This is a genomic window from Acinetobacter legionensis, from assembly GCF_048552295.1.
Lineage (GTDB): Bacteria > Pseudomonadota > Gammaproteobacteria > Pseudomonadales > Moraxellaceae > Acinetobacter.
This window is the reverse complement of the sequence record NZ_JBIMCW010000003.1, coordinates 77,088-99,329: the sequence shown is the minus strand read 5'-3', so window position 1 is coordinate 99,329 and position 22,242 is coordinate 77,088. Positions and strand designations below refer to the sequence as shown.

Annotated in this window: 25 protein-coding genes; 13 read left to right on the top strand and 12 right to left on the bottom strand. The window is 36.7% G+C overall.

Annotation, left to right across the window (positions count from 1 at the left end; all coding sequences use genetic code 11):
- Nucleotides 1-7: 7 nt before the first annotated feature.
- Nucleotides 8-1,018, bottom strand: coding sequence for a metallophosphoesterase (locus ACG916_RS03600; RefSeq protein ID WP_419328039.1), 1,011 nt, complete (start codon nt 1,016-1,018; stop codon nt 8-10).
- A gap of 166 nt (nt 1,019-1,184) precedes the next feature.
- Between ACG916_RS03600 and ACG916_RS03595 the strand changes: the two genes are divergently transcribed.
- Complete coding sequence (locus tag ACG916_RS03595) at nt 1,185-2,813, top strand: phospholipase D family protein (RefSeq protein WP_336953309.1); 1,629 nt, start codon at nt 1,185-1,187, stop codon at nt 2,811-2,813.
- 532 nt (nt 2,814-3,345) lie between these two features.
- Here ACG916_RS03595 and ACG916_RS03590 read toward each other — a convergent pair.
- Entirely contained in the window at nt 3,346-4,158 is an 813-nt protein-coding gene (locus ACG916_RS03590) for a lysophospholipid acyltransferase family protein (RefSeq protein ID WP_336953310.1), read from the bottom strand.
- A 338-nt stretch (nt 4,159-4,496) separates the two neighbouring features.
- On the opposite strand from ACG916_RS03590, the gene hflX reads away from it, so the two are divergent.
- From hflX to ACG916_RS03565, 5 genes are all read left to right on the top strand, one after another.
- Nucleotides 4,497-5,828, top strand: coding sequence for a ribosome rescue GTPase HflX (gene hflX / locus ACG916_RS03585; protein WP_336953311.1), 1,332 nt, complete (start codon nt 4,497-4,499; stop codon nt 5,826-5,828).
- A gap of 43 nt (nt 5,829-5,871) precedes the next feature.
- Nucleotides 5,872-6,243, top strand: a complete 372-nt coding sequence (locus ACG916_RS03580) for a hypothetical protein (protein ID WP_034610058.1) — start codon at nt 5,872-5,874, stop codon at nt 6,241-6,243.
- Between the two features lie 9 nt (nt 6,244-6,252).
- Nucleotides 6,253-6,921, top strand: coding sequence for an LrgB family protein (locus ACG916_RS03575; RefSeq protein ID WP_336953312.1), 669 nt, complete (start codon nt 6,253-6,255; stop codon nt 6,919-6,921).
- Nucleotides 6,922-7,015: 94 nt separating this feature from the next.
- Complete coding sequence (locus ACG916_RS03570; RefSeq protein ID WP_336953314.1) at nt 7,016-7,459, top strand: DUF2147 domain-containing protein; 444 nt, start codon at nt 7,016-7,018, stop codon at nt 7,457-7,459.
- 52 nt (nt 7,460-7,511) lie between these two features.
- Nucleotides 7,512-7,958, top strand: coding sequence for a DUF2147 domain-containing protein (locus tag ACG916_RS03565; protein ID WP_336953316.1), 447 nt, complete (start codon nt 7,512-7,514; stop codon nt 7,956-7,958).
- A gap of 130 nt (nt 7,959-8,088) precedes the next feature.
- On the opposite strand, the gene ACG916_RS03560 is transcribed toward ACG916_RS03565, so the two are convergent.
- The 4 genes from ACG916_RS03560 to ACG916_RS03545 all read right to left on the bottom strand — a co-directional run bounded on the left by ACG916_RS03560 (nt 8,089) and on the right by ACG916_RS03545 (nt 11,958).
- Nucleotides 8,089-8,937: a symmetrical bis(5'-nucleosyl)-tetraphosphatase gene (locus tag ACG916_RS03560; protein WP_419328040.1), complete on the bottom strand. Its 849-nt coding sequence runs from the start codon at nt 8,935-8,937 to the stop codon at nt 8,089-8,091.
- Nucleotides 8,938-9,750, bottom strand: coding sequence for a 16S rRNA (adenine(1518)-N(6)/adenine(1519)-N(6))-dimethyltransferase RsmA (gene rsmA / locus ACG916_RS03555; protein ID WP_336953320.1), 813 nt, complete (start codon nt 9,748-9,750; stop codon nt 8,938-8,940).
- A gap of 38 nt (nt 9,751-9,788) precedes the next feature.
- Nucleotides 9,789-10,760, bottom strand: coding sequence for a 4-hydroxythreonine-4-phosphate dehydrogenase PdxA (gene pdxA / locus ACG916_RS03550; protein ID WP_419328041.1), 972 nt, complete (start codon nt 10,758-10,760; stop codon nt 9,789-9,791).
- A 202-nt stretch (nt 10,761-10,962) separates the two neighbouring features.
- Nucleotides 10,963-11,958 (bottom strand): hypothetical protein, encoded by a 996-nt coding sequence (locus ACG916_RS03545; protein WP_419328042.1) that lies wholly within the window; start codon nt 11,956-11,958, stop codon nt 10,963-10,965.
- A gap of 251 nt (nt 11,959-12,209) precedes the next feature.
- Between ACG916_RS03545 and rplM the strand changes: the two genes are divergently transcribed.
- Both rplM and rpsI read left to right on the top strand, forming a co-directional pair.
- Nucleotides 12,210-12,638 (top strand): 50S ribosomal protein L13, encoded by a 429-nt coding sequence (gene rplM / locus ACG916_RS03540; RefSeq protein ID WP_004722943.1) that lies wholly within the window; start codon nt 12,210-12,212, stop codon nt 12,636-12,638.
- Nucleotides 12,639-12,650: 12 nt separating this feature from the next.
- Complete coding sequence (rpsI, locus tag ACG916_RS03535; protein WP_004647927.1) at nt 12,651-13,037, top strand: 30S ribosomal protein S9; 387 nt, start codon at nt 12,651-12,653, stop codon at nt 13,035-13,037.
- 69 nt (nt 13,038-13,106) lie between these two features.
- On the opposite strand, the gene ACG916_RS03530 is transcribed toward rpsI, so the two are convergent.
- Complete coding sequence (locus ACG916_RS03530; RefSeq protein WP_419328043.1) at nt 13,107-13,571, bottom strand: hypothetical protein; 465 nt, start codon at nt 13,569-13,571, stop codon at nt 13,107-13,109.
- 122 nt (nt 13,572-13,693) lie between these two features.
- Between ACG916_RS03530 and ACG916_RS03525 the strand changes: the two genes are divergently transcribed.
- The 5 genes from ACG916_RS03525 to ACG916_RS03505 all read left to right on the top strand — a co-directional run bounded on the left by ACG916_RS03525 (nt 13,694) and on the right by ACG916_RS03505 (nt 17,466).
- Nucleotides 13,694-14,347: a glutathione S-transferase N-terminal domain-containing protein gene (locus tag ACG916_RS03525; protein ID WP_419328044.1), complete on the top strand. Its 654-nt coding sequence runs from the start codon at nt 13,694-13,696 to the stop codon at nt 14,345-14,347.
- Between the two features lie 26 nt (nt 14,348-14,373).
- Complete coding sequence (locus ACG916_RS03520) at nt 14,374-14,814, top strand: ClpXP protease specificity-enhancing factor (protein ID WP_004722950.1); 441 nt, start codon at nt 14,374-14,376, stop codon at nt 14,812-14,814.
- A gap of 15 nt (nt 14,815-14,829) precedes the next feature.
- Nucleotides 14,830-15,489: a hypothetical protein gene (locus tag ACG916_RS03515; RefSeq protein ID WP_419328045.1), complete on the top strand. Its 660-nt coding sequence runs from the start codon at nt 14,830-14,832 to the stop codon at nt 15,487-15,489.
- Between the two features lie 457 nt (nt 15,490-15,946).
- Nucleotides 15,947-16,918, top strand: coding sequence for a hypothetical protein (locus tag ACG916_RS03510; RefSeq protein ID WP_419330045.1), 972 nt, complete (start codon nt 15,947-15,949; stop codon nt 16,916-16,918).
- A 14-nt stretch (nt 16,919-16,932) separates the two neighbouring features.
- On the top strand, nt 16,933-17,466 hold the full coding sequence (locus tag ACG916_RS03505) for a GTP-binding protein (protein WP_336953331.1): 534 nt from the start codon (nt 16,933-16,935) through the stop codon (nt 17,464-17,466).
- A gap of 743 nt (nt 17,467-18,209) precedes the next feature.
- On the opposite strand, the gene ACG916_RS03500 is transcribed toward ACG916_RS03505, so the two are convergent.
- The 5 genes from ACG916_RS03500 to ACG916_RS03480 all read right to left on the bottom strand — a co-directional run bounded on the left by ACG916_RS03500 (nt 18,210) and on the right by ACG916_RS03480 (nt 22,140).
- Complete coding sequence (locus tag ACG916_RS03500) at nt 18,210-18,926, bottom strand: DUF1003 domain-containing protein (RefSeq protein ID WP_419328047.1); 717 nt, start codon at nt 18,924-18,926, stop codon at nt 18,210-18,212.
- 587 nt (nt 18,927-19,513) lie between these two features.
- The gene (locus tag ACG916_RS03495; RefSeq protein ID WP_419328048.1) at nt 19,514-19,981 is read right to left on the bottom strand and encodes a hypothetical protein; all 468 of its coding nucleotides are present in this window, start codon (nt 19,979-19,981) and stop codon (nt 19,514-19,516) included.
- Nucleotides 19,982-20,228: 247 nt separating this feature from the next.
- Nucleotides 20,229-20,678 carry a hypothetical protein gene (locus tag ACG916_RS03490; protein WP_419328049.1) on the bottom strand — a complete coding sequence of 150 codons (450 nt, stop codon included), beginning with the start codon at nt 20,676-20,678 and terminating at the stop codon, nt 20,229-20,231.
- A 392-nt stretch (nt 20,679-21,070) separates the two neighbouring features.
- Nucleotides 21,071-21,274 (bottom strand): hypothetical protein, encoded by a 204-nt coding sequence (locus ACG916_RS03485; RefSeq protein ID WP_419328050.1) that lies wholly within the window; start codon nt 21,272-21,274, stop codon nt 21,071-21,073.
- Between the two features lie 290 nt (nt 21,275-21,564).
- On the bottom strand, nt 21,565-22,140 hold the full coding sequence (locus tag ACG916_RS03480) for a DUF4126 domain-containing protein (protein WP_151956807.1): 576 nt from the start codon (nt 22,138-22,140) through the stop codon (nt 21,565-21,567).
- Between the last annotated feature and the right edge of the window lie 102 nt (nt 22,141-22,242).

Sequence of the window (22,242 nt, the reverse complement as noted above, 5' to 3'; positions counted from 1 at the left end):
ATGAAAATTAACTCAGCTCAATAATATCAATAGTTGGTGGTACTCTAAACCGAAAAGGTACACCCACCATACCGGTACCGACACTGACAAATACATCGGCATTTTCATGCTGATATAAACCACGTTTATGACCGAGGATAGACACTTTTTTCATCACATAGCTGGTCAACCACGGCAATTCAACTTGCCCGCCATGTGTATGCCCAGACAGCATCAGCGGACGTGTAGGTAATTGCGGAACCATATCTACCGTATCGGGGTTATGTGACAAAATTAACCACGGTTTGTCTTGAGGTAAGTCAGGCATATAGCGCATATCCGCTTTACCTGCCCATAAATCACCCACACCGATTAAACGAAAATCATCAAATTCAACAATTTTACCTTCAATATCCATAACATTATTGGCTGCTAAAGCTTTTGCCAATAACCCTTGAATCGGTGGTCCCGGATATTGCTCATCATGATTGCCATTCACTGAATAAATAGGAGCTTCAATCTCTTTTAAGATCGCCAACTCTTCAACCAATTTATTTTCAGGCTCATAGGTCCAATCTCCCGCAACTACAACAAAATCGGGTTGAGCTAAATTAATTTTTTTGACAATTGTTTTCAGCTGACGCTCATGTCCAGAAAATAGTCCGATATGTAAATCAGCAAGCAGCGCAACTTTAATCGGTTGAGTAAATGTTTTCTCTTGTCCCAAACAATAACCCATATGCTGAACATGAACTGTATGTGGTTCAATAAAACGAGCATAAATCAGTAATGCACTGAGCAAAAAAACAAAAATACTTTCATGTAATGAGAATTTTCCGATGTAACCTGCATAAATGCTAAAAAATAACAACGGAATTAATAAATAAGATAGGTAGAATGCGAGTAAATGGACGAAAGACTTAAAAGGATGGATCGTTTCAGTTCTAGATTGACTTAACCATGCTTGGCTCATTCCCCATATTGCAAGCACAATGAAGCAGAGATAAAAAATTGATGTAACGGTTAGGGTTGGAAACATATTCAATCTCTCAAGTACTGTGTATGTACTTGTCATCTCTCTATTTATCTTTTGAAAAGGGGATATTGGCATTTCATAAATGGATTGCATTTCAGCAAACATCAATGAATTGTCAATATATCCTCAGGCAATTATACTCTAGCTCTGAGAAATCTTAGAAAATATTATGCAAAGAACGATCAATCGTAATACCCAATTACAGCAAAAAGCTCACAATCACCATGTGTCAAAATTTTGGGTGATGATCGGTTCTTGCCTCTTACTCAGCCTTTCTGCCTGTTCAACTCTACCTCGACAAGAAAATATTAAACCCGAATATGCTTACGATATAGAAACCAAAGACACCCCTTTAGCACAAATTATTTCCCCATTAAAAGCGCAAAATCCAGAGTTAACTGGTTATCACGTTCTGTATGATCCGCTGGAAGCAATCGCAGCACGCATCAATTTGATTGAAAAAGCACAAAAAACATTAGATTTGCAATATTACATTTGGGACAATGACAAAATTGGCTCATTGGCTTTATACAAAATTATTGAAGCCGCAGATCGCGGTGTTAAAGTTCGTTTACTGATCGATGATAATAATGCTAAACAAATGGAAGGGGTTTATCTCGCCTTAGATCAACACCCAAACATAGAAGTAAAATTATTTAACCCTTACCGTTTTAGAAGTATTCGTCCAATCGATATGGTGCTGGATTTAAAACGTATTAATCGTCGTATGCATAATAAAACATTTACTGCTGATAATCAGATTTCATTAATTGGCGGACGTAATATGAGTAATCAATATTACAATGTTAGTGACAATTATCAATTTTCAGATGTTGATGTCATGCTTGTAGGCCAAGCGGTAGATGATATTACCCATTCTTTTGATGAATATTGGAATCATAGCTATGCTTATCCGGTAAGAAATATTGTCAATCACAGTACCTACACCTTACGTTATGACAGCCTAAAAGAACAATTAACCCACCATTACCAAGAAATTACGGTTCAAAATTATTTAAATTTAAGTAATCGTACGCATGCTTTTGATCAGTGGCTCAATCAGAATATTCAACTTGATTGGGTCAAAGCAGAGGTGGTCAAAGATGCCCCTGATAAAATTCAGGCCAAGGCAAAAAAAGAACAGCATCTCAACTTCCAAATGGTGAAACGCTTAGATATCCCAACTCAAAATGTCGATCTGATCTCTGCTTATTTTGTTCCGCAAAAAAAAGGCGCAAAGAAACTGGTTGAGCTGGCAGATGAAGGCGTCAAAGTACGTATCCTGACCAATTCATTTAAAGCCAATGATGTCGCATTGGTGCATGCATTTTATGCAAAATATCGAGATAACTTATTAAAAAATGGTGTCGAGCTTTATGAGTTCCTGCCTGCCGTTTCTGAGGAGAATCTCTATGCCAATTCAGAAGAAATCTCAAAGAAAGCCAAAGTCAGTTTAAAGGGCTTAAGCCGTTCTAGCTTGCATGCCAAACTGATGGCTGTGGATAATAAGCAAGTATTTATTGGTTCATTTAATTTCGACCCACGTTCAGCCAACTTAAATACTGAAATTGGCGTCATTATCAACAGTCCACCGTTGGCAATTGCTGTACATAAAACCATGGACGATAATTTAAAAAAATATGCTTATAAGTTGGTTCTAGATTCACAGAATAAAATCAATTGGCTCAAAGAAACACCTCAAGGTATTGTCACTTTAAGAAAAGAACCAAAAATGAAGTGGTGGCAAAAAGCAGGAATTAAGGTGATTTCTTGGTTGCCGATTGAGGGCTTTATGTAATCCTGAATAGTTTCATAGATATGGTATAAGCACTGAATAAGCAAAGTAATACAATTCATGAAAAATCGCATAATATAAGGTGTATTCACTGCCTTATATTTTGAGAAAAGTTTCGATCAATTTGCATAAGCGATGCTCTACTTTTCTCGGGCAATGCCAAAACTTACGCTGCAAACAAAGCCGTGCTTTGTTTTTGCTCATGTTTGTCAAAGGGGCAATCCTTATCGCCCTTGACCAACGGCGGCATCCATGCCGACAAATGCGATAGCCATCTCTGGTAAAATCGTTGAGAAACAATAATGCCTTCACTGTATTTTTGAATCTAGAATCAATCGTCCTCACTTATTATTTTTTGCTTTTTCGAACAATCCTCGTTGTGAATCTGCTCCAGAGACAAATATGTTGGCTTGCTGAGTAAAAATCATGATTATCTATTCTGATAAAAAATAAAGATATTTTATAAACCTACACACTCTTGCAGACAGCTTTTGAGCTATTCAAAACAGTCAGAAACATCATTTTGAATAGATCGTCAATCTGTTAGGACTTCTTTCTGTAGATCTTCCAAGCCTTTTTGCATCATCACTTGCACTTGTTGAGTCAGGCTTTCAACTGTATGCCCTTCTGTTGCAATCGCAGGAAAGGTTTTGAGATGCGCCACAACCTTTGGCATTTCCAGCACAGCTTGAACATGTTCAACAAATGTGGTTTCGCCAATAAAAGGCACCACGGTATCTAATTTCCCATGTTGATTTACATAGCAAATCACACACACTTGTACGGGTTTCTTAGCTTCAATCGCTGCACCTAAGATCCGACCATGTACTTTTTTGACTTTTGAACCATCGGTGGTCGTTGCTTCAGGGAAAAACAAAACTGGAATATCTTTACTTAAGAACTCAGCGATTTGCTCTCGAATACGCACCGAATCCCCTGAACCACGTTTAATAAATAGGGTTCCACCACCTTTAGCCAAATTGCCAAAAACTGGCCATTTTTCAATTTCAGCTTTCGCTAAAAAGAATACCCTTGCCCCAGAACCTAAAACAGCAATATCCAACCATGAAATATGGTTACTCACCCACAATGCAGGTTCACGAGGAATATCGCCATGTACACGTACATCAACATTAAATACTTCACTTAGCCGGCGACAAAAATATTGAACATAACGGGTATTTTTAGGATTATTGGGATCTTTATAGAGTTGATGGCGGTAAACCAGATAAAAGCCTTCTGCAACAGCAGATGTTCCTGATACCAGTTTTTTACTGTACAAAAAGACTTTAGATAAAGCGCTTAATTTCGATGGTTTTGACTTTTTGATTGCTTGTTGTTGAGTCATAGATATTCACTAAACAAAATGTATTTCATATTAAACTGGCACTATTGTATACATATCTAAACCAACTTGCATTCATCATAGATGACATTAACCCTGATTAACTTTGCTAAATGAATATTCAGATAAGCACAATCCTAAATTATAAGAAGATGGAGTATCAATCACGCAGCTAGCTTTTTCAGAACATCTAAAAAATCACTAGAGAAATATAAATAAACATTTTAAAACAAATTCAAATAGTTATAAATTTATTCCAATACTTTGCATACGGCTAAGGATTTAACACAGAATATCCTTTAGAATGATTTTTCTAATCTAATGTCTGAGTTTTACAATCTGTGGAATACTTTGATCAAAATCAAGGTGGTGAAAAAACCATTTTAGTCAGTGTGAATGTTCAAATCTTAGAAGATCTTGATGCAGAAGAATTTCGATTACTGGCTAAATCTGCGGGCGCGGATATATTAGAGCATTTAAGCGTACAACGGATTAAACCCGACCCTAAGTTTTTTATTGGTTCAGGTAAAGCAGAAGAAATTGCTGAGCAAGTTGAGGCAGATGAAGTGGAATTGGTCATTTTTGACCAAGCACTATCGCCCGCTCAGGAACGCAATTTAGAACGTATTTTAAAATGTCGTGTGATCGACCGTACAGGTTTGATTCTTGATATTTTTGCGCAACGTGCCCGTACCCATGAAGGTAAACTACAAGTTGAATTGGCTCAGTTAGATCACCTTTCATCACGTTTAGTCCGTAGTCGTAGCAATCTAGACAGTCAGAAAGGTGGTATTGGTCTACGTGGACCAGGTGAAACCTTACTTGAAACAGATCGACGTCTATTACGCATCCGTATGGAACAGCTCAAAGATCGTCTAGAAAAAGTCCGAAAAACACGTATTCAAGGCCGTGCTGCTCGCCAAAAAGCCAATATTCCAACTGTGTCTTTAGTCGGTTATACCAACGCAGGCAAATCAACACTTTTTAATATTTTGGCAAATAGTGATGTTTATGCAGCAGATCAATTATTTGCCACACTTGACCCAACCTTACGCCGTTTAGATTGGGATGGTATTGGCACGCTTGTTCTTGCAGACACTGTTGGTTTTGTGCGCAATCTAGCTCATTCTTTAGTCGAATCCTTTAAGGCAACTTTGGAAGAAACTTTAGAAGCCACTTTACTGCTACATATCATCGATTCGAGTAGTCCTGATGTCATGGAACAAATTGATGCCGTAGAAACGGTGTTAAATGAAATTGGCGCAGATGTTCCAATATTAAGAGTTTATAACAAGATCGATCAAAGCGGAGAAGAAGCCAAAATCATTTATGCCAAACCGCACCAACCTGAGCGTGTTTATGTTTCAGCCCATACACAACAAGGTTTAGACCTGTTACGTAAAGCGGTACATGAATGTTTGATGGGCCAAATTCAACGTTTTGAACTACAATTAAAACCCGCTTATGGTAAGTTAAAAAATCAACTTTACGATCTTAACGTCATCGAATCTGAACATTATGACGATGAAGGCAACCTACAATTGGTGGTTGCCATGGCACCACAAAAACTGGAACAGCTCATCAATCAGGCACATATACCACTCGTTGAAATACTTGGAAATAAGGCAGAACAATTTAAAAGACCGTTAGAAGAGTTTGAAATAAAGCGCTAAATCGGTTAAAACGTGAAAGATCAATTTTTATAAATAAACACACATGGATCAGTTAAAAGGTATCGATTGGCAAGCATGGATCTTCACAATAGGACTTATCATCTTCTTTCGTGAAGCTTCTGTGTTAGTGATGTCACAATTTAATCATCCTGAATTGGGCAATTTAACAGGTCTACTCAGCCTACTATTTGTGTTGGTTTTATGGCGTAGATTCAAGAAAATCCCTGCCCGTCTGGTCGATACCAACAATAAATTAATGAGAGAAAGTGGATTTGCTTTCCTACCGATATGTGCGGGTTCATTAATCATGCTGGTCAGTATGGGAAAAGAGATCCCCTTATTCCTGGTTGTGATGTTTGTCAGTACACTGATTCCACTCTGGATTTATGCAAAAATGGCGAAGAAGTGGCTATAGGAGGCTGATATGTTAAGTGTAATCACTGGTTTTTTAATCACACTAATTGCCTACTTGGCAGCGAAACCAATTAATAAACGCTTTCCTCAAATTCCGCTTCTGGTTATTGGCATGTTTTTTGTGATTGGAATTTTAATGATCTTTAAAATTCCTTACGAAAAATACAATACCGATATGAATGGTCTATTTAGCCACCTACTCGGTTATGTCACTGTGGCATTGGCTATTCCATTAGCCGCAATGCGTTATGATGATTTACCACTGAAATCTGTCGTAGGGATCTTGGTCTTTGCCAGTATCAGTGCTGTTGCATTACCTATGAGCTTAGCTTATTTACTGCATATGTCAGAACCGACCATTATGGCCTTTGCCACACGTGCTGTGACAACGCCAATTGCAATTAATATTGCAACTTTACTGCACTCACCAGTCACATTAGTGATTTTGATCGTAATTTTATCGGGCGTGATTGGGGCAGCATTTTCATCGATTATTTTACGTAATATTAATGATGAACGCGCATCTGGCTTGGCTTTAGGACTGGCTGCACATGCCATCGGAACGGCCCAAGCTTGGCAACGTGGAGCGGTTGCAGGTCGTTATGCAGCCTTTGGAATGGCAGTAAATGCGGTGTTCACAGCCATCTGGTTGCCAACTTTTATACTTTTTATAAAATAAATGTGATTTATTTTACTTTTCACATGATTGCCTAGAGTAATTATTCAGCTTAAGATGAACTATTCTTTCCCCCATTTTGATAAGGAATCAATAAATGAGGTTTAATAAGTTCATCTTAGGGACATTATTTTCTGTTTTAAGCTGTAGCAGTATGGCAAAAGATATCACTGGTATTTGGAAAAATATCGATGATAAAACTGGCTCTTCTAAAGCTGTGCTTGAAATACGCAAAGAAGCCAATGGCACATATACTGGTAAAATCATCAAAATTACCCCGCGTCCTGGTTATACCCCAAAAGAAACCTGTATAGACTGTCCAGCGCCTTATACCAATAAACCCATTTTAGGTATGGATGTTCTTAAAAATCTCAAACAAACCAGTGATGAAGACTATGTCGGTGGAAAAATTATCGATCCACTTACAGGTAAAATTTATTCCATGAAAGCCAAACTCAACTCAAACGGTAATCGCTTGATGTTAAGAGGTTATGTTGGAGTGTCTGCGCTCGGTCGTAGTCAAACTTGGATTCGTGAATAAGGCCTTATTCACAGATCACAACATTTAAACTTAAAAGAAAATAGGTATGCTTATGAAAAAAGGAATTTTCAGTTGTATGCTACTGGGAATGATCAGCTGGACACATGCAGCTGACATTACTGGCACATGGCGCACTGTCGATGATAAAACAGGTTATGTGCGTGCACATATTCAAATCGAGAAACAAAAAGATGATACTTATGTCGGTAAAATCATTAAAGATTTTCCCGCACCCGGAGAAACGGTTTTAACACAATGCCGCAATTGCCCCGCACCCTTTACCAATAAACCGATTATTGGCTTAACCATTTTACAAAAGTTAAAAGCTGATCCAAATAATCCAAACAACTATATTGGTGGCGAAGTTCTGGATCCTCGCGGAGGAAAAATTTATCACGGTAAAGCCCGCTTAAATGCAAGTGGAAACCGCCTGACCTTACGTGGCTATCTTGGTATTTCACTCATTGGTCGAAGTCAGACTTGGATTCGACAAGAATAATTTACTTTTCAATTGGTAGATGAATTCGCCAGTTAAAAGATTAAAATCATTTAAAATGGCGCATTGATATTATGCTTGAATCTCGTGACATTGCCAAAAAATAAAGCCACATCTTGTGGCTTTATTCATATCAAAAAAAAGGGTTATCTACACTGAAAAGTTTTTGATCCTCTAGTCGATAAGCCAGCAGTTGATGCCCCCAAACACACCCACCATCGACATTTTGGATTTGAGCATTGATGCGCTCACCTTGCAACGCTGCCCAATGTCCAAAAACGATCTGATGAGTTTTTGCTGTCTGCGATTCAAATTTGAACCATGGCTGAAAACCGACTGGCATCGGCTCATCTAAAGCATCTTTAAAGCTAAACTCTAAACGACCTTGGGCATCGGTCAAACGCATACGGGTTAAATAATTGGTAATACAGCGTAAGCGAGCATGACCTTGTAAATCATCTACCCATAAATCTGGCTCAGTGCCATACATCTCTTTCAGAAATGAATCAAGCACAGTAAAGTCATCATGCGCTAAGACTGCTTCCACTTCTTTGGCCAACGCTACGGTCTTTTCCGCACCCCAAATATTCGGAATACCCGCATGAGTCAAAATCGTCTTTTCATTGGGAAATAAGCACAAAGGCTGTTTACGTAACCAATCAATCAATTCATCACTTTCTAAAGCATGAATGACATCAGCAATATGGTCTTTTTCTTTGAGCTTTTTAATCCCACGTGCAACCGCCAGCAGATTTAAATCATGATTACCAAGGACTGTTGCAGCATTGCCTTGTTCGCATAATTTTTTGATAAAACGTATTGCACCCACTGAATTTTCACCACGGGCGATTAAATCGCCCGCAAACCAAATAAAATCTTGATCAGCATCGAATTGGATTTCTTTGAGTAGTGCTTTCAGTGCTTCAAAACACCCTTGTACGTCGCCAATCACATAATTATATCTAACTTTTTCCAGTGCCATTTAAGCCACCATTTGGTCAGATAATGCAACAAACTGAGCCAATGTTAAGGTTTCTGGACGTGCCATTGGATCTACACCAGCATTTTCAAAACCGTCTTCAACCAACATGCCTTTTAAGCTATTACGTAATGTTTTTCGGCGTTGTGTAAACACATGCGATACTAAACGTGCCAAAGCTTTTTCACTTTTAGCAACAATCGGTTTAGTTGCATATGGCTCTAAACGAAATACCGCAGACGTTACTTTTGGTGGTGGATTGAATGATCCCGGTGGTACTTCAAACAAGAAAGTAGGTTTGCAAAAGTATTGAATCATGACTGACAAACGACCATACTCTTTGGTGTTTGGAGATGCTGTAATACGATCAACCACTTCTTTTTGCAACATAAAATGCATGTCTTTGACTTTGTCACCAAATTCCAAGAGATGAAAAAGCAAAGGTGTTGAAATATTATAAGGTAGGTTTCCGACTACACGTAAAGGACGACCTTCCTGAAATAATTCAGTAAAATCATATTTTAATGCATCAGTTTCAATGATAGTTAGACGTTCAGGATGTGGTACTCGACCCGGTAAGCCTGCTGCCAAGTCACGATCCAGCTCTAGCACAGTCAAAGCATCACATTCACCATTTAAAGGCGAAGTTAAAGCAGCTAAACCTGGCCCAATTTCAACAATATTTTCTCCTGCTCGCGGGGCGACAGAACGAACAATTTTGGCAATCACACGTTGGTCATGTAAGAAGTTTTGTCCAAAACGCTTGCGCGTATGATGCCCTTCATCTTTTGGGTTTAAGGCATTAATTTGATACATAAAAAATATCCAACGTGATAAATAAGGTTGTTTACAACTTAATTCGAACGAGCTAGATCAAGTGCTAAATCGACAGCGACATGCAAACTTGAACTTTTTGCAAGGCCTGTACCTGCAAGGGAGAGCGCAGTACCATGATCGACCGAGGTCCGAATAAAAGGTAAACCTAAAGTAATATTAATGGCTTCGCCAAATCCCTGCGATTTTAACACAGGTAACCCCTGATCGTGATACATCGCTAAAACAGCATCAGTACCTTTTAAATGATCCACAGTAAATAAAGTATCAGCAGGCATACTTAAACTCATGTCTATGCCTTGCGCTCGATAACTTTCAAGTACAGGATTAATCGTATCAATTTCTTCATGACCTAAATAACCACCTTCACCTGCATGAGGATTTAAACCACACACCAAAATACGCGGATGATTAATTTTAAATTTTGTTTTTAAATCATGAATCAGAATATCAATCACCTGATAGAGACGTTGTTTGGTAATGGCATCTGCAACATCCCGCAATGGTAAATGGGTGGTCACTAAAGCGACTCTTAACGTTTTTGTTGCAAGCATCATAACCACACGCTCCACACCCGCAAACTCTTGGTAATATTCTGTATGGCCACTGAAGTGGATCCCTGCATCATTGATAATTGACTTTTGTACTGGCGCTGTAGCAACACCAACACTCAGCCCGCGCATCGCATAGTACGCAGTTCGACGCAATTGCTCGATCACATATGCAGAGTTTTGTGGGTTTAACTCCCCTAAAATAACATCTACAGCTAAAGGAACATGTTCAATATAGACTTGACCTTGAGCCAAACGCTCCGTCTGTCCTTTATACTCAATGAGCTGAACACTTTTGTTTAAAATTTTGGCACGATCCCTCAACATATTGATATCAGCCAATACAACAACTGGACGATCATCAATACGATCTGCCAAATCTAAACAAATATCTGGGCCAATGCCAGCAGGCTCACCACTGGTTATATATAAAGGAAGCATCTAGAACTCTTTTAATAGACCTTGCATAGACAGTATACATCGGTTCTAAATTATCATTTCCAATTCAAGTTCATTTTTTATATCGAATATAACTAAATCACGTAAAAAATGAACCAAAAATATTTCTCAAACCACCTATATAAGACCATTGCAAACAATTTTTATATTTCATCAGACTTAGATGATGGAAACTTAAAATGCTTTAGAGCTGACTTTTAGACGCTGGCCGAGTTTCTGGTTGAGCTTGCTGTTGATCAATCTCAGAGAAATCAAACATCGATTCAACCTCTTTCCCACACTTGGATGGGGCAATATGTTGATCAAAGATTATTCTGACTCGATGGTCTGATTCAACTTTTCCATAGACTGTATATTCGCCACTTCGGCTTTTATCATCATCATCCCCCCATTGCACGACAGCATCGACTTCCTCACCAATAGGGATATGTTGTGTTTGAATAAGTAATCCAACCGCTTGGCAAGGATATGCGGATTGAATTTCTTCACTAAAATCGACCGTCATCCATTTCGCATCCAGAATCGTAACAGGTTCTCCTTGCTGTTGTTTTCTTGCTGCTTTTTCTTCGTTGGTTGTTCCTACTTGTTTTATTTTTTCATTTTCTTCTGTTTTTATTGAATTCAATTGATTGAACTGGGATTTATTTAATTGACTTTGTTTTAACTGGTTTGACTTTAAAGAAAACGGGATCTGTATTTGATTTTTTTGAGCAAGTTTGCTTTCAACGATTTTAGACGGTATCACCTTTTCATTTGGCGCTGTAATAAAATCATGAAATGCTTCTGGTTCACACAAGTCAAAAACTACTCTTGCGATACCATCCGCACCAACAGTCCCTTTTAATTTATATTCGTCTCTATTGTCATTTTCTGGATCATATAGCGTAAGTGGAATCGTTGAGCCTGCAACAATATCTTTTGTAGTCGCTTGAATACCGAAAGGCTGGCAAGTGACAGCCACACCGCCTTTTAATTCTGTAGAAAAATCTTCCGTCATCCATTGAACAGAGATAATCCTGTCTCCAAGATCAGCTTGATTTTGATAATGCACAGGAGCACTTGGATGAAGTTTCGGTAAAGATGATGCCTGATCCAGCAAATCAGCTTGAGCAAAACTAAGGTTTAAGTTGCCTCCACCCAATATCAGTAGAAGGAATTTTATTGAATTTATTATTTTCATTTTTGCCTGACTTATTTTCTTTATATCACTTTTATTATTCATGAAGTCCGTCACAATTCCAATATAAATCAGAAAACCTTACAACATTTTATCCAAACTAAGCTTTGCTTTTGGCTACGTTTATCAATATAATGATGCGCTTGAAATTCAATATTTCAATTGCGACTCTAACTCTTTTCAGATAGAATTCGCACTCCTTTTTGTTTGGACAGATTCCATAGTCCAAACCAACTATAATAGGTAGTGGTTTAATGAAAACTCTCAGCGCTAAGCCAGCTGAAGTTCAACACGACTGGTATGTTGTTGATGCTTCTGGCAAAACTTTAGGTCGCCTTGCGACTGAAATCGCTCGTCGTTTACGCGGTAAACACAAAACTTCTTATACGCCTCACGTTGACACTGGTGACTACATCGTTGTGATCAATGCTGAACAAGTACAAGTGACTGGTAAAAAATCACTTGATAAGAAATACTATCGCCACACTGGTTTCCCTGGTGGTATTCGTGAAACTAATTTTGAAAAATTAGTTGCTCACAAACCAGAAGAAATCTTCGAACGTGCTGTAAAAGGCATGTTGCCAAAAGGTCCTCTTGGTTACGCGATGATCAAGAAAATGAAAGTGTACGCTGGTACTGAGCATCCTCATACTGCTCAACAGCCACAAGTTTTGGACATCTAAGGGATACAGCACATGGCTACTAACTATGGTACAGGTCGCCGTAAGACCGCAACTGCACGTGTTTTCCTATCAGCTGGTACTGGTAAACTCGTAATCAACAACCGCACTCTTGAACAGTATTTCGGTCGTGAAACTGCTCGTATGGTTGTTCGTCAACCACTTGAGCTTTTAGAAGTTACTGAAAAATTTGACCTTTACATCACTGTTGCTGGTGGTGGTATCGGTGGTCAAGCAGGCGCTATCCGTCACGGTATTACTCGTGCATTGATCGCTTCTGATGAGACTTTAAAACCTGCTCTTCGTCAAGCTGGTTTCGTTACTCGTGATGCTCGTGAAGTTGAACGTAAGAAACTTGGTTTACGTAAAGCTCGTAAACGTCCTCAATTCTCTAAACGTTAATTCGTTTACCGAATCGGACAAAAAACCTCGGCATTTGCCGAGGTTTTTTTATGGGTTAACTATTTGAAGTTATTTTGTTTTATCTCGTTTAGAGCAGTCCATGACAGCGTCAGAAATCCCATCGGCAGCTTTTGATTCTGTAATCGTACAGCCATTTTCCTGATAAGTTCGAGTTTCCTTAGAGAACTTATGATCTTTCGGAAGCGGTGCATTACACGGCTTATCGGTCTTTACATTGACCATTTTCACGGGTCCATCATTGTAGATCGTCACCTTACAACCTTTTACAACATATTCTTGTTTGATCCCACCATACATTTCTTCTTCAGAAGCAGCAGACGCAACATCACAGGCCTCATCAGCACTACATAAGGTTCCTCCTCCAGCCACTTCTGCTCCTGCAGCTTCGATTGCTTCAGTGGCAGCCTCTTGTACTTGAGTATCCAAAGGTTGCATCTTTGCATATGTATTTGAAATACCCATCATTAACAGCAATGCCAACGCCAATTTACTGTGCTTATTTATTAAATTCATAGGTTTATCCTTGTTTCCTATCTATTTGATAGCAATACCCACCATAAGCTTATTAAAGTTAAGATGATTTTATTGTCTATTTTTAGTATTCTACTCTATTCACTTCACTTAGTTTTTGGAATATGCCTGTCGAAAATGCGCCTCAACAAGGGATTACATTGTATAGCCACGAGGATGACTTTCGTTCACATTGGATTAGATTTCTTCTTGTAGAAAAACAAATTAAACATACCTTAATCATTGCCGAAGAAGATGATGAAGATTTAGCCAGTTTAAATCCATATAATCAACTACCTATGCTGATTGAAAACGATTTAAAGCTGTTTAATACTAGTATTATTTCTGAATACTTAGATGACCGTTATCGACAAAACAAACTTTATGCGGATGCCCCAGCACCACGCGCAGAGCAAAGACAGTATATTTGGCGCTTTGAACAAGATTGGCTTAAACTTGCAGACATTATGCTACGCCACCCAGATACACTTAATGAAGCTGCAAAAAAGAATGCACAAAAACAATTAAAAGATACTTTGGTATCCCTGACCCCACTGTTTCAACATTATCCTTATTTTATGTCTGAAAACTTTACAATTTTAGATTGCATGTTAGCGCCAATTTTCATACGGTTAAAACATATGGGAATTGAATTACCGAAACAGCAATCTCGTCCAATTTTATTATATTGCCAACGGATTTTTAGCCGCCCTGCTTTTTTAAAGTCGATGACTTTTAAAGAGAAACACAGATATAGTGAATTTTTGGCAAAATTCTAGATCGCAAATCAATAGAGTATTTTTTAATGTCTGAACAAGAATTGAACTTAACCCCAACTCGACCATACCTTGCACGCGCAATATATGAATGGATTTGCGACAACAATTTAACGCCATACTTACTTGTTGACGCAACTAAACCCTATACCGATGTACCACAACAATTTGTACAAGATGGACAAATTGTATTGAACATCGCACCACATTCTGTACATATGTTAAATATGACCAATGAAGCAATTACCTTCTCTGCTCGTTTTAGCGGCGCATCCAAAGATATTTATGTGCCTATAAATGCGGTATTAGGCTTGTATGCACGTGAAAATGGACAAGGATTATTCTTTGATCCAGATGAATATGCCAATGTGCAAATTGATGAAGATGTTTTAGAATCAAATACAAGTGAAGAAGTAGAAACTAAAACTGAGGCACCAAAGAAAAAACCAAGTTTAAGAATTTTAGAATAGAACAAGGAGAACTGAATGGCTTTTGATCTCGTACAATACTTTGCTGAGCAGATAAAGATTCAAAAGCCTCAGCTATTATCTCAATTAGAGCCTGCCCAACGTATTGCACATATTGAAGAACTCAATGCTTTAACCTTGGGTAAACTCATTACGCTATGGCGTAAGGATGATGATGCTTTATATCAAGAAATTCTTTCGCAAGATCAGTTATACAGCCAAGAAATTTCTCGACACCTCACCACCTCTACTCAGAATAAATCCAGTTTAGATAAATCTATACTTGAACCCGTAACAACGGAAATTCTTGAACTACAGCTTGCTGAATTAAAGCAACTTGAAACAGCAGGAAGTTTAGGTAAGCGAGGTCTTCGAGAATTAGTGATTGGGCAAATTGAGCACCTATCGGGTCAGGCAAAAGATTGGGTTTGGTCAACAAACGAACTAACCGAACTGATTGGCTCTCAACCTGTGCCTGAAGAAGAGATATCATTAGATGAAACGATGAAGGAGTTTAATCAAATGGTCAATGTTCAAAAAGTAGATCTTCATACTGATCACAAAGAAGTCATAGTAACCGAAACCGCAAATCCAACTTGGGCTAAAATTGCAGAACCTGTGGTAGCACTTGTGGTTTTATATATTCTTTTTGAAGCAGCGACGAAGCTTTTTGCTTAATTTAGTTTGATAATCAAAAATTATAAAAAGCGATCGAAATGATCGCTTTTTTTCATGTAAAAAATACTTAAGTAATTTTAATCATTTCATGTGATTAAAATCACAGTAATAATATTATAAATGATAAAACATGCACAAACATAATAAATATTTAATTTACTATTAAGTTAAGCTTTTATTGATAAAAATAACTAAGCAATTTATTTAACTTTGAGATAGATTTTTTATAATAACTAATGTTAATTTAAAGCAATGAAACTCTCTAAACTTTAAGAAAAATTAACAGTTTACACAGGAGGATAATAATGTAAGAAATATACTGATTAAATGCCAAGCAATTAAACATTAAAAAAATGATTTTACTGGAAAAAGAACAAATCTAGCGTTAACTTAAACTAATTACGACCGTTAAAAAACAGTTTACACTTTAATTTTTTAATATTAGATAAGTGATATTATGAACAATCAATGTATCAATATCGCAATTTCAGGCTTAGGTTTAACCACCTCTGACGATCTTAAAATAAGGCTTAGAAAAATTTTACCAACCAATATTGGTATAAATTGGACAAGTGTTTCAGATCAAAATATAAAATGTATTTTGATCAATGAGCAGTTTTTTGAAAACAATAATATCCAGAATATTATCCAAAATAAAAATATTCCTTATTTGAAAATTTCAAAACATAGTGAACATAAAGAAAGTGCTGAAGATAATTTACTCTGCATCCCTATTTATGACGAATTCACACTGAAAAACTGGGTCAACATCAAATTACTGCATAAGACTGAAATAGAACAATCTGAACTTAGCCAAATTTCAGATGATGAAGCTGATGATCAACTTGAAATCAAAGAAATTGATTTTTTTGCAGCGCTTTTCCATCACGACAGTCGTAAAGTCATTTTAAATGATCATCTCGGCACGATTGCGATTATCGACCATCATGCGCATCTGGCATGGCTTGAAGCAACTCGTGAAGAATACCAAACAGATCGCTCGATACACTATACGGCAGCAGTCACTGCGGATTTTATAAAAGTTTCACGTAAACGACAATTCAATTTAGAAAATTGGTTATTTAACCTGATTTGGACAAATCCCAATTTAATTACTGTACCTGAAGCTGATAAACATTATCGTCTCAAATTTTGGATTCAACCCAATGAGTTGGATAAGAAATTACTGCTACAACTAAGTGCATGCTTTATTTCTGGGGCAGAAATCCAACATGTCTCAGACAAACTCAACATTCCAGTCGCAACCGTGCAACACTTTGTTGCTGCGAATTTAGCCATCCATAACGCTGAACTGATTTCAGCAAAAGAAAGTCGATTTGATAAAACACCAAGTGATACTGAGCAAACGGAAGAAAAAGGGATTTTAAAAAGCTTTTTTAACAAATTAAAAAGTCGATTTAAATTTTAAGGGATAAATCTACGATGATTATTCAGAAGTACAAAATTGTTTTTGCTGGTTCAATGGGGGCAGGTAAAACTGAAGCGATTAAATCTTTATCAGAAATACCTGTATTAGCAACAGAAGCATTTAACACCGATGATCGTAGCCATAAAAAACTAAACACAACCGTGGGAATCGATTATGGCGAAGTAACCCTTGATGATGGCAGTAAAGTTGGGCTGTATGGCACACCAGGACAAGGTCGCTTTGACTTTATGTGGGGCGTGATATGCAAAGGCGCGATTGGTACGATTTTGTTGATTGATCATAGCTTAGCAACACCCTTAGATGAACTTGAATACTACCTCAATATTTTTAAACAGTATGGTGAAAACATTGTGATTGGAGTCACCCATATCGATGATGATATGAATAAGCCAACGCACCAATACCGTCAATGGTTGATGGAACGCGATCTAAATTTACCTGTGTTTTTTATTGATGCACGCAAGAAAGCCGATGTGTTATTGCTGTTAGAAACCTTAATCACCACATTAGAAGTAAAATATTTATAGGCTATTGATCAGTATTCACTTGCAGCAGATCTACTAATGGAATCCCCAAAAGAAGTTATTTAAGTAATGAAATAATTACAGATTAAAATTCTGCCGTGAGCGAATAAAATATTGAAACTTATCTCTATTCATATAATTGTATGAATTGCCATTTATGGCTTGCTCTAGGTCGGTACATTAATGCATACCTATACTGCGGCATCTTAACAATCTGTATGATTTTTAGCTTCTTATTGATAATTTCTTAATTGCTTTGTCGGTAAGTTAATGAGATCAAATAAATGGAATTTTACGGTATAATTTTCATGGAATTTTTCAGGATGAGCGGGAAAACAACTCTGGTTTACTTCAACTATTAAAACTTTGTAAGTTTTAATCCTATTGCCTATAAACTTCTGATTTATAGCGTCCTAAGCCGAATCGAGACCTTGTGGGTAAGTACTACACTCACGTTGTACGTAACTGGTAGCAATCTACTCTTTTCGATCCCTTACATCCTTGAGATAAATATTAACGAAATCGGTTCGGAATTATTTTCCTAAGATTAAGATTTTCTCGTGAAATTTAGAATTATTTTCCAAAATCAATCACAATCTAAGGATTTTTTATCTTTTATATTTCTAAAATGATTTTTTATTGCAAACTCATTTAAAAAATCGAGAATATATTTCTGTTCTTATCAACAAAGCCACCAACTCAAAAGAGCCGTAACGCTCAAAAGCTTTTTCTGTATTTTTAATCTTTCACTCGCCCTTTTTTACTTCTCTTTTATTCATTTCTGATAATAAATCCAATTGAATTTCCTGAATTTTTGCCAGTTTATCCCACTGATGAATGAGTAAATGATCTATTTTTTCATGTAAATGACGGATTTCTAATTCAGCTTTTAAATTGACTTGATAATCATTTTGGGAGCGTATACGATCTTTGGCTTCTTGACGGTTTTGACTCATCATAATAATTGGTGCTTGTACTGCAGCAAGACAAGATAAAATAAGATTTAATAGAATAAACGGATAAGGATCAGCAGGTTGTTTTACGATCACAACTGTGTTTAATAAAATCCAAACAACTAAAAAGAGCATAAAACAAATTAAAAACGTCCAACTTCCGCCAAAAGTTGCAATTTTATCTGCGAGCCTTTCCCCAATGGTCCATTTTTTTTCAAGTTGTGTTTCAGTATTTTTTGTTATTAATTCATGCTGTTGCATACTATTAAGCACTTCATACTCTAGGTTTGACACCTCCCCCTGCTCCGATTGAAGCAAAGATTGCACATACTGCATACGATATTTGGTTAAATCTAATTTACAAATATAATCCTGCGCAGACCAATTGGGAAAATCTCGTGCAATTTCTTCAGTAATAACCTTACGTATAGCCCCGAGCGGAACAACATTCGCATGTGAAAAAGTTTGATTACATATTAAGCAAATATGATTTTCATTTTTATCATTCATTACACTACTCTTTATCATTGTTTGGTTTCAATATCTTTCATTATTTGAATAAAGTATAGAACTTATTTTAATGGGATGCTGAGATGAAATCATTTTGCTTTAATGTATTTTTCTGATGTTTTGAATAGGCTTAATTGATGAATCTAATTTGAGATTTTCACATTATTTTTATCGAATTTTTCAGGATGAGTGGGAAAACAACTCTGGTTTACTTCAACTATTAAAACTTGGTAAGTTTTAATCCTATTGCCTATAAACTTATGGTTTATAGCGTCCTAAGCCGAATCGAGACCTTGTGGGTAAGTACTGCACTCACGTTGTACGCAACTGGCAGCAATCTACTCTTTTCGATCCCTTACATCCTTGAGATAAATATTAGCCAAATCGACTCGGGATTATTTTCCTAAGATAGATTAATTTTTTTATTTTTTAGGAAAATTTTCCTTTAAAAGTTACTTAATAAAGAAAATTTTTCAACAAAGCTTATTTAATGATTTTTTATTGCATAAATTTTAAAAAAAATGCAAATTTATAAATTTGCATTTTAGTCATTCTATTTCAATGATCACACGCTTTAATCTGCTAACTTAAGGCGCATCTTTTAGCGAGGTTGTTTTACTATCACGCAAAATATCTTCCAAGCCTTGGGTATCCTGATTTAAAAATGCAGTTAAACTCGCTTTTACCTGTTCAAGTGTACTGTGTTTGATTGCAAATACTTCTTTATTTTTTCGTGTCATCAAGCCAAACAATTCGCGTTGTGGGAAAATCAATTTGATATTGCTTTCTATCTTAAATTCAAAATTCTCACTTTTTGCATAAGCATTTAATGTAATTTTTAAAAATGCTTCTGACGCTGAGTTCAACACTGTAAAAATAGTGTTTCGACCATCCAATTGTAATTGCAAAACGCGTTGACGGCGCCAACTGATACTTTCAAATTTCGCCAATATCTCAGCAATGTCTAAATCGCTCTCTTGCTCCATCTCACGCTCATCGGCGTGATTAGGATACTGAATTTGAATTTCAAACTTGTTCATTATTTTATAACGCATACCCTTAAAATCTATTTGTAGTGTAACAACACTCTTTAAAATTAATAGCGACTCCAATAAAAAAATTATAAATTAATCATTGATTTTAAATTACAAATTGTAAAATTTATCACTATATTTAATTTTTATATGCACTAGGTGTATTTTATCTCTTGGTCAAACAATCAAGCCCGTTTATTCTTTTTTACAGATCAAGAAGGAAGCTCAAGCTTCCTTATTTTATATAGAAGATGTCAATCTCTAGTCGTTATGCCAAACGATGCTCTTGTAGCATTTTTTTATGCATCAATTGTCGATATTGTTCTGTCATCTCGTCGATTTGACCGTTTAGGAATAAGCTGAGCTGTTCTGAAACTTGTGATTGGTTTAAGTTTTTATACACCACATCATATTTCTTTTTACGTGTTAAAAGCCCCAAAAATTCTTTACTTTCAACAACCAGTTGAATATTGCTATCGATCTGAAAAACAGGGTCTGCTTTACTCGAGTGTGTATTTAACTGGATATGTAAATAAAGTTCTGTCTCCGTGTCCTGTACAGCAAAGGAAATATCAGAATTTTCAACTTGCCCCTGCGTCAGGAATAAACGGCGCCAATTGATCGCATAAAATTTTGCACGAATTTGCTCAATGTCCTCTACCTCAAATGATACGATATCTTGTGCAGGCAAATTGATCTCGACCTCGAACTTTCTCATTGTTCTCACCTATCCATGTGATGTTTATATTATGAGCTATTAATAGCATTTATATTTTTGTTTTAAAACAAATATTTATGTTAAATCATTAAAATTTATTACTTTTTATCAAATACACATCACAAAAATCAGATTATTTATTGATGAAGTTTTTATTAATTTTTCTATTTTTATATCAAACAGTAAAAAGTATCAGCATACTTTTAATCCCCAAGTTATTTTTAAAACGATGAGTCAGCATAAGCTTTCATCGTGACTTCAAACAATTGACGTTTAAAATATACATTTCAATTGAATAGATATACGCTCTATTCCTTTTAATGTTATGCAGATCCACCACATAAAGATGGAACTGCAGGTAAAATTGGTGATGGTTAAAGGCTATGAGCTTCTTAACAACAGCAAATACATCCCTTGATTTTTTCACGAGGCCAATTCATCTTTGCTCGTTTAATTGCCAGCTCACTTGTCGCAAAAAATCCCAGTAGATTTTGATTTTCCGCCTTAGGTAAATGCTCACAAGCTTTGCTTGCATTGTGTACCTCGTATACACCATTGACTTGCGCATTTACATTGATAATAAATTTGTCCATCATAAAAGTTTCCCCCAATACTCTTAAAAAGACCTTGAGATTAAATCCATAAAAACGATGTTTTTATCAATCCCATAACAAAAGTATGCCTTTAAGGTGCAAAAATCAATCTCTCTTTTATTGATTTATTGTTGGGGAAATTTGTCTTTGTATTCGATTTAGAGTGAATCAAATTTTATGTCAAAAAACAGAAAACACTTAATCCAATTTAATGACTCAACCCAATTGAATTGAGTCATTATCCTCTTTTAATCTTGATAAACACTTGTTTCACAAATGCTAAAACACACTAACTACAATGGATGAACAACGCTTTCTTGTTTTTTCTTTCTTAACCAGCGAACCGCTAGCACCATCAAAATAATACCAACAATCACCACCAATACAGGAACGATAAGTGATAATACCGATACCACGATTGCCCCAATCCATTCACCTGTAGACACCAAAGGATTGGCTATTCCACCTGTCGTTGCAGTAGATACACCACGAACCGCAACCGTGCCCATTTGTACAGCTGTTGCTGTACCACCACCAACGATAATCGCAGCCGCCCAACTTGCAAACTGTGACATTTCACCTGTACTGACCGCCATGGTGGTTAATGTTCCAGCCACCATCGCTGCTGGCGTGGCAATAGTATCTAAAGCATTGTCGACCCAAGGAATATAGTACGCGCCAATTTCACAAATAGTCGCGACAGCTAAACCAATACATACCGATGGTATCGCTAACCACTCAAAACCTTTCATTGGCTCAAACCAGCCCATCAGTGATGCAACACTCATCACCAATAACGGTACAAATACACGAAAACCGCAGGCGGCACTTAAACCAATGCCAATACATAAACTCAGGATTGTTTCCATAATGATTTATCTGCCTTTTTCTCGTTATCTTTTCAACTATTATTAAATTAACAAAAAGCCCTATCACTGGATAGGGCTTTTGCTTAAAACAGGGAGTATCTG

What these genes read in the sequence shown, in the direction of transcription:
- rsmA (WP_336953320.1), bottom strand. Translation starts at nt 9,750, where the DNA reads ATGTATCAAATTAATGCCTTAAACCCAAAAGATGAAGGGCATCATACG.
- ACG916_RS03580 (WP_034610058.1), top strand. Translation starts at nt 5,872, where the DNA reads ATGGATCAGTTAAAAGGTATCGATTGGCAAGCATGGATCTTCACAATA.
- ACG916_RS03525 (WP_419328044.1), top strand. Translation starts at nt 13,694, where the DNA reads ATGCCTGTCGAAAATGCGCCTCAACAAGGGATTACATTGTATAGCCAC.
- ACG916_RS03505 (WP_336953331.1), top strand. Translation starts at nt 16,933, where the DNA reads ATGATTATTCAGAAGTACAAAATTGTTTTTGCTGGTTCAATGGGGGCA.
- ACG916_RS03595 (WP_336953309.1), top strand. Translation starts at nt 1,185, where the DNA reads ATGCAAAGAACGATCAATCGTAATACCCAATTACAGCAAAAAGCTCAC.
- ACG916_RS03560 (WP_419328040.1), bottom strand. Translation starts at nt 8,937, where the DNA reads ATGGCACTGGAAAAAGTTAGATATAATTATGTGATTGGCGACGTACAA.
- ACG916_RS03500 (WP_419328047.1), bottom strand. Translation starts at nt 18,926, where the DNA reads ATGAATGATAAAAATGAAAATCATATTTGCTTAATATGTAATCAAACT.
- pdxA (WP_419328041.1), bottom strand. Translation starts at nt 10,760, where the DNA reads ATGCTTCCTTTATATATAACCAGTGGTGAGCCTGCTGGCATTGGCCCA.
- ACG916_RS03575 (WP_336953312.1), top strand. Translation starts at nt 6,253, where the DNA reads ATGTTAAGTGTAATCACTGGTTTTTTAATCACACTAATTGCCTACTTG.
- rpsI (WP_004647927.1), top strand. Translation starts at nt 12,651, where the DNA reads ATGGCTACTAACTATGGTACAGGTCGCCGTAAGACCGCAACTGCACGT.
- ACG916_RS03485 (WP_419328050.1), bottom strand. Translation starts at nt 21,274, where the DNA reads ATGATGGACAAATTTATTATCAATGTAAATGCGCAAGTCAATGGTGTA.
- ACG916_RS03510 (WP_419330045.1), top strand. Translation starts at nt 15,947, where the DNA reads ATGAACAATCAATGTATCAATATCGCAATTTCAGGCTTAGGTTTAACC.
- ACG916_RS03545 (WP_419328042.1), bottom strand. Translation starts at nt 11,958, where the DNA reads ATGAAAATAATAAATTCAATAAAATTCCTTCTACTGATATTGGGTGGA.
- ACG916_RS03530 (WP_419328043.1), bottom strand. Translation starts at nt 13,571, where the DNA reads ATGAATTTAATAAATAAGCACAGTAAATTGGCGTTGGCATTGCTGTTA.
- ACG916_RS03600 (WP_419328039.1), bottom strand. Translation starts at nt 1,018, where the DNA reads ATGTTTCCAACCCTAACCGTTACATCAATTTTTTATCTCTGCTTCATT.
- ACG916_RS03590 (WP_336953310.1), bottom strand. Translation starts at nt 4,158, where the DNA reads ATGACTCAACAACAAGCAATCAAAAAGTCAAAACCATCGAAATTAAGC.
- ACG916_RS03490 (WP_419328049.1), bottom strand. Translation starts at nt 20,678, where the DNA reads ATGAGAAAGTTCGAGGTCGAGATCAATTTGCCTGCACAAGATATCGTA.
- ACG916_RS03515 (WP_419328045.1), top strand. Translation starts at nt 14,830, where the DNA reads ATGGCTTTTGATCTCGTACAATACTTTGCTGAGCAGATAAAGATTCAA.
- ACG916_RS03520 (WP_004722950.1), top strand. Translation starts at nt 14,374, where the DNA reads ATGTCTGAACAAGAATTGAACTTAACCCCAACTCGACCATACCTTGCA.
- ACG916_RS03495 (WP_419328048.1), bottom strand. Translation starts at nt 19,981, where the DNA reads ATGCGTTATAAAATAATGAACAAGTTTGAAATTCAAATTCAGTATCCT.
- rplM (WP_004722943.1), top strand. Translation starts at nt 12,210, where the DNA reads ATGAAAACTCTCAGCGCTAAGCCAGCTGAAGTTCAACACGACTGGTAT.
- ACG916_RS03565 (WP_336953316.1), top strand. Translation starts at nt 7,512, where the DNA reads ATGAAAAAAGGAATTTTCAGTTGTATGCTACTGGGAATGATCAGCTGG.
- ACG916_RS03570 (WP_336953314.1), top strand. Translation starts at nt 7,016, where the DNA reads ATGAGGTTTAATAAGTTCATCTTAGGGACATTATTTTCTGTTTTAAGC.
- ACG916_RS03480 (WP_151956807.1), bottom strand. Translation starts at nt 22,140, where the DNA reads ATGGAAACAATCCTGAGTTTATGTATTGGCATTGGTTTAAGTGCCGCC.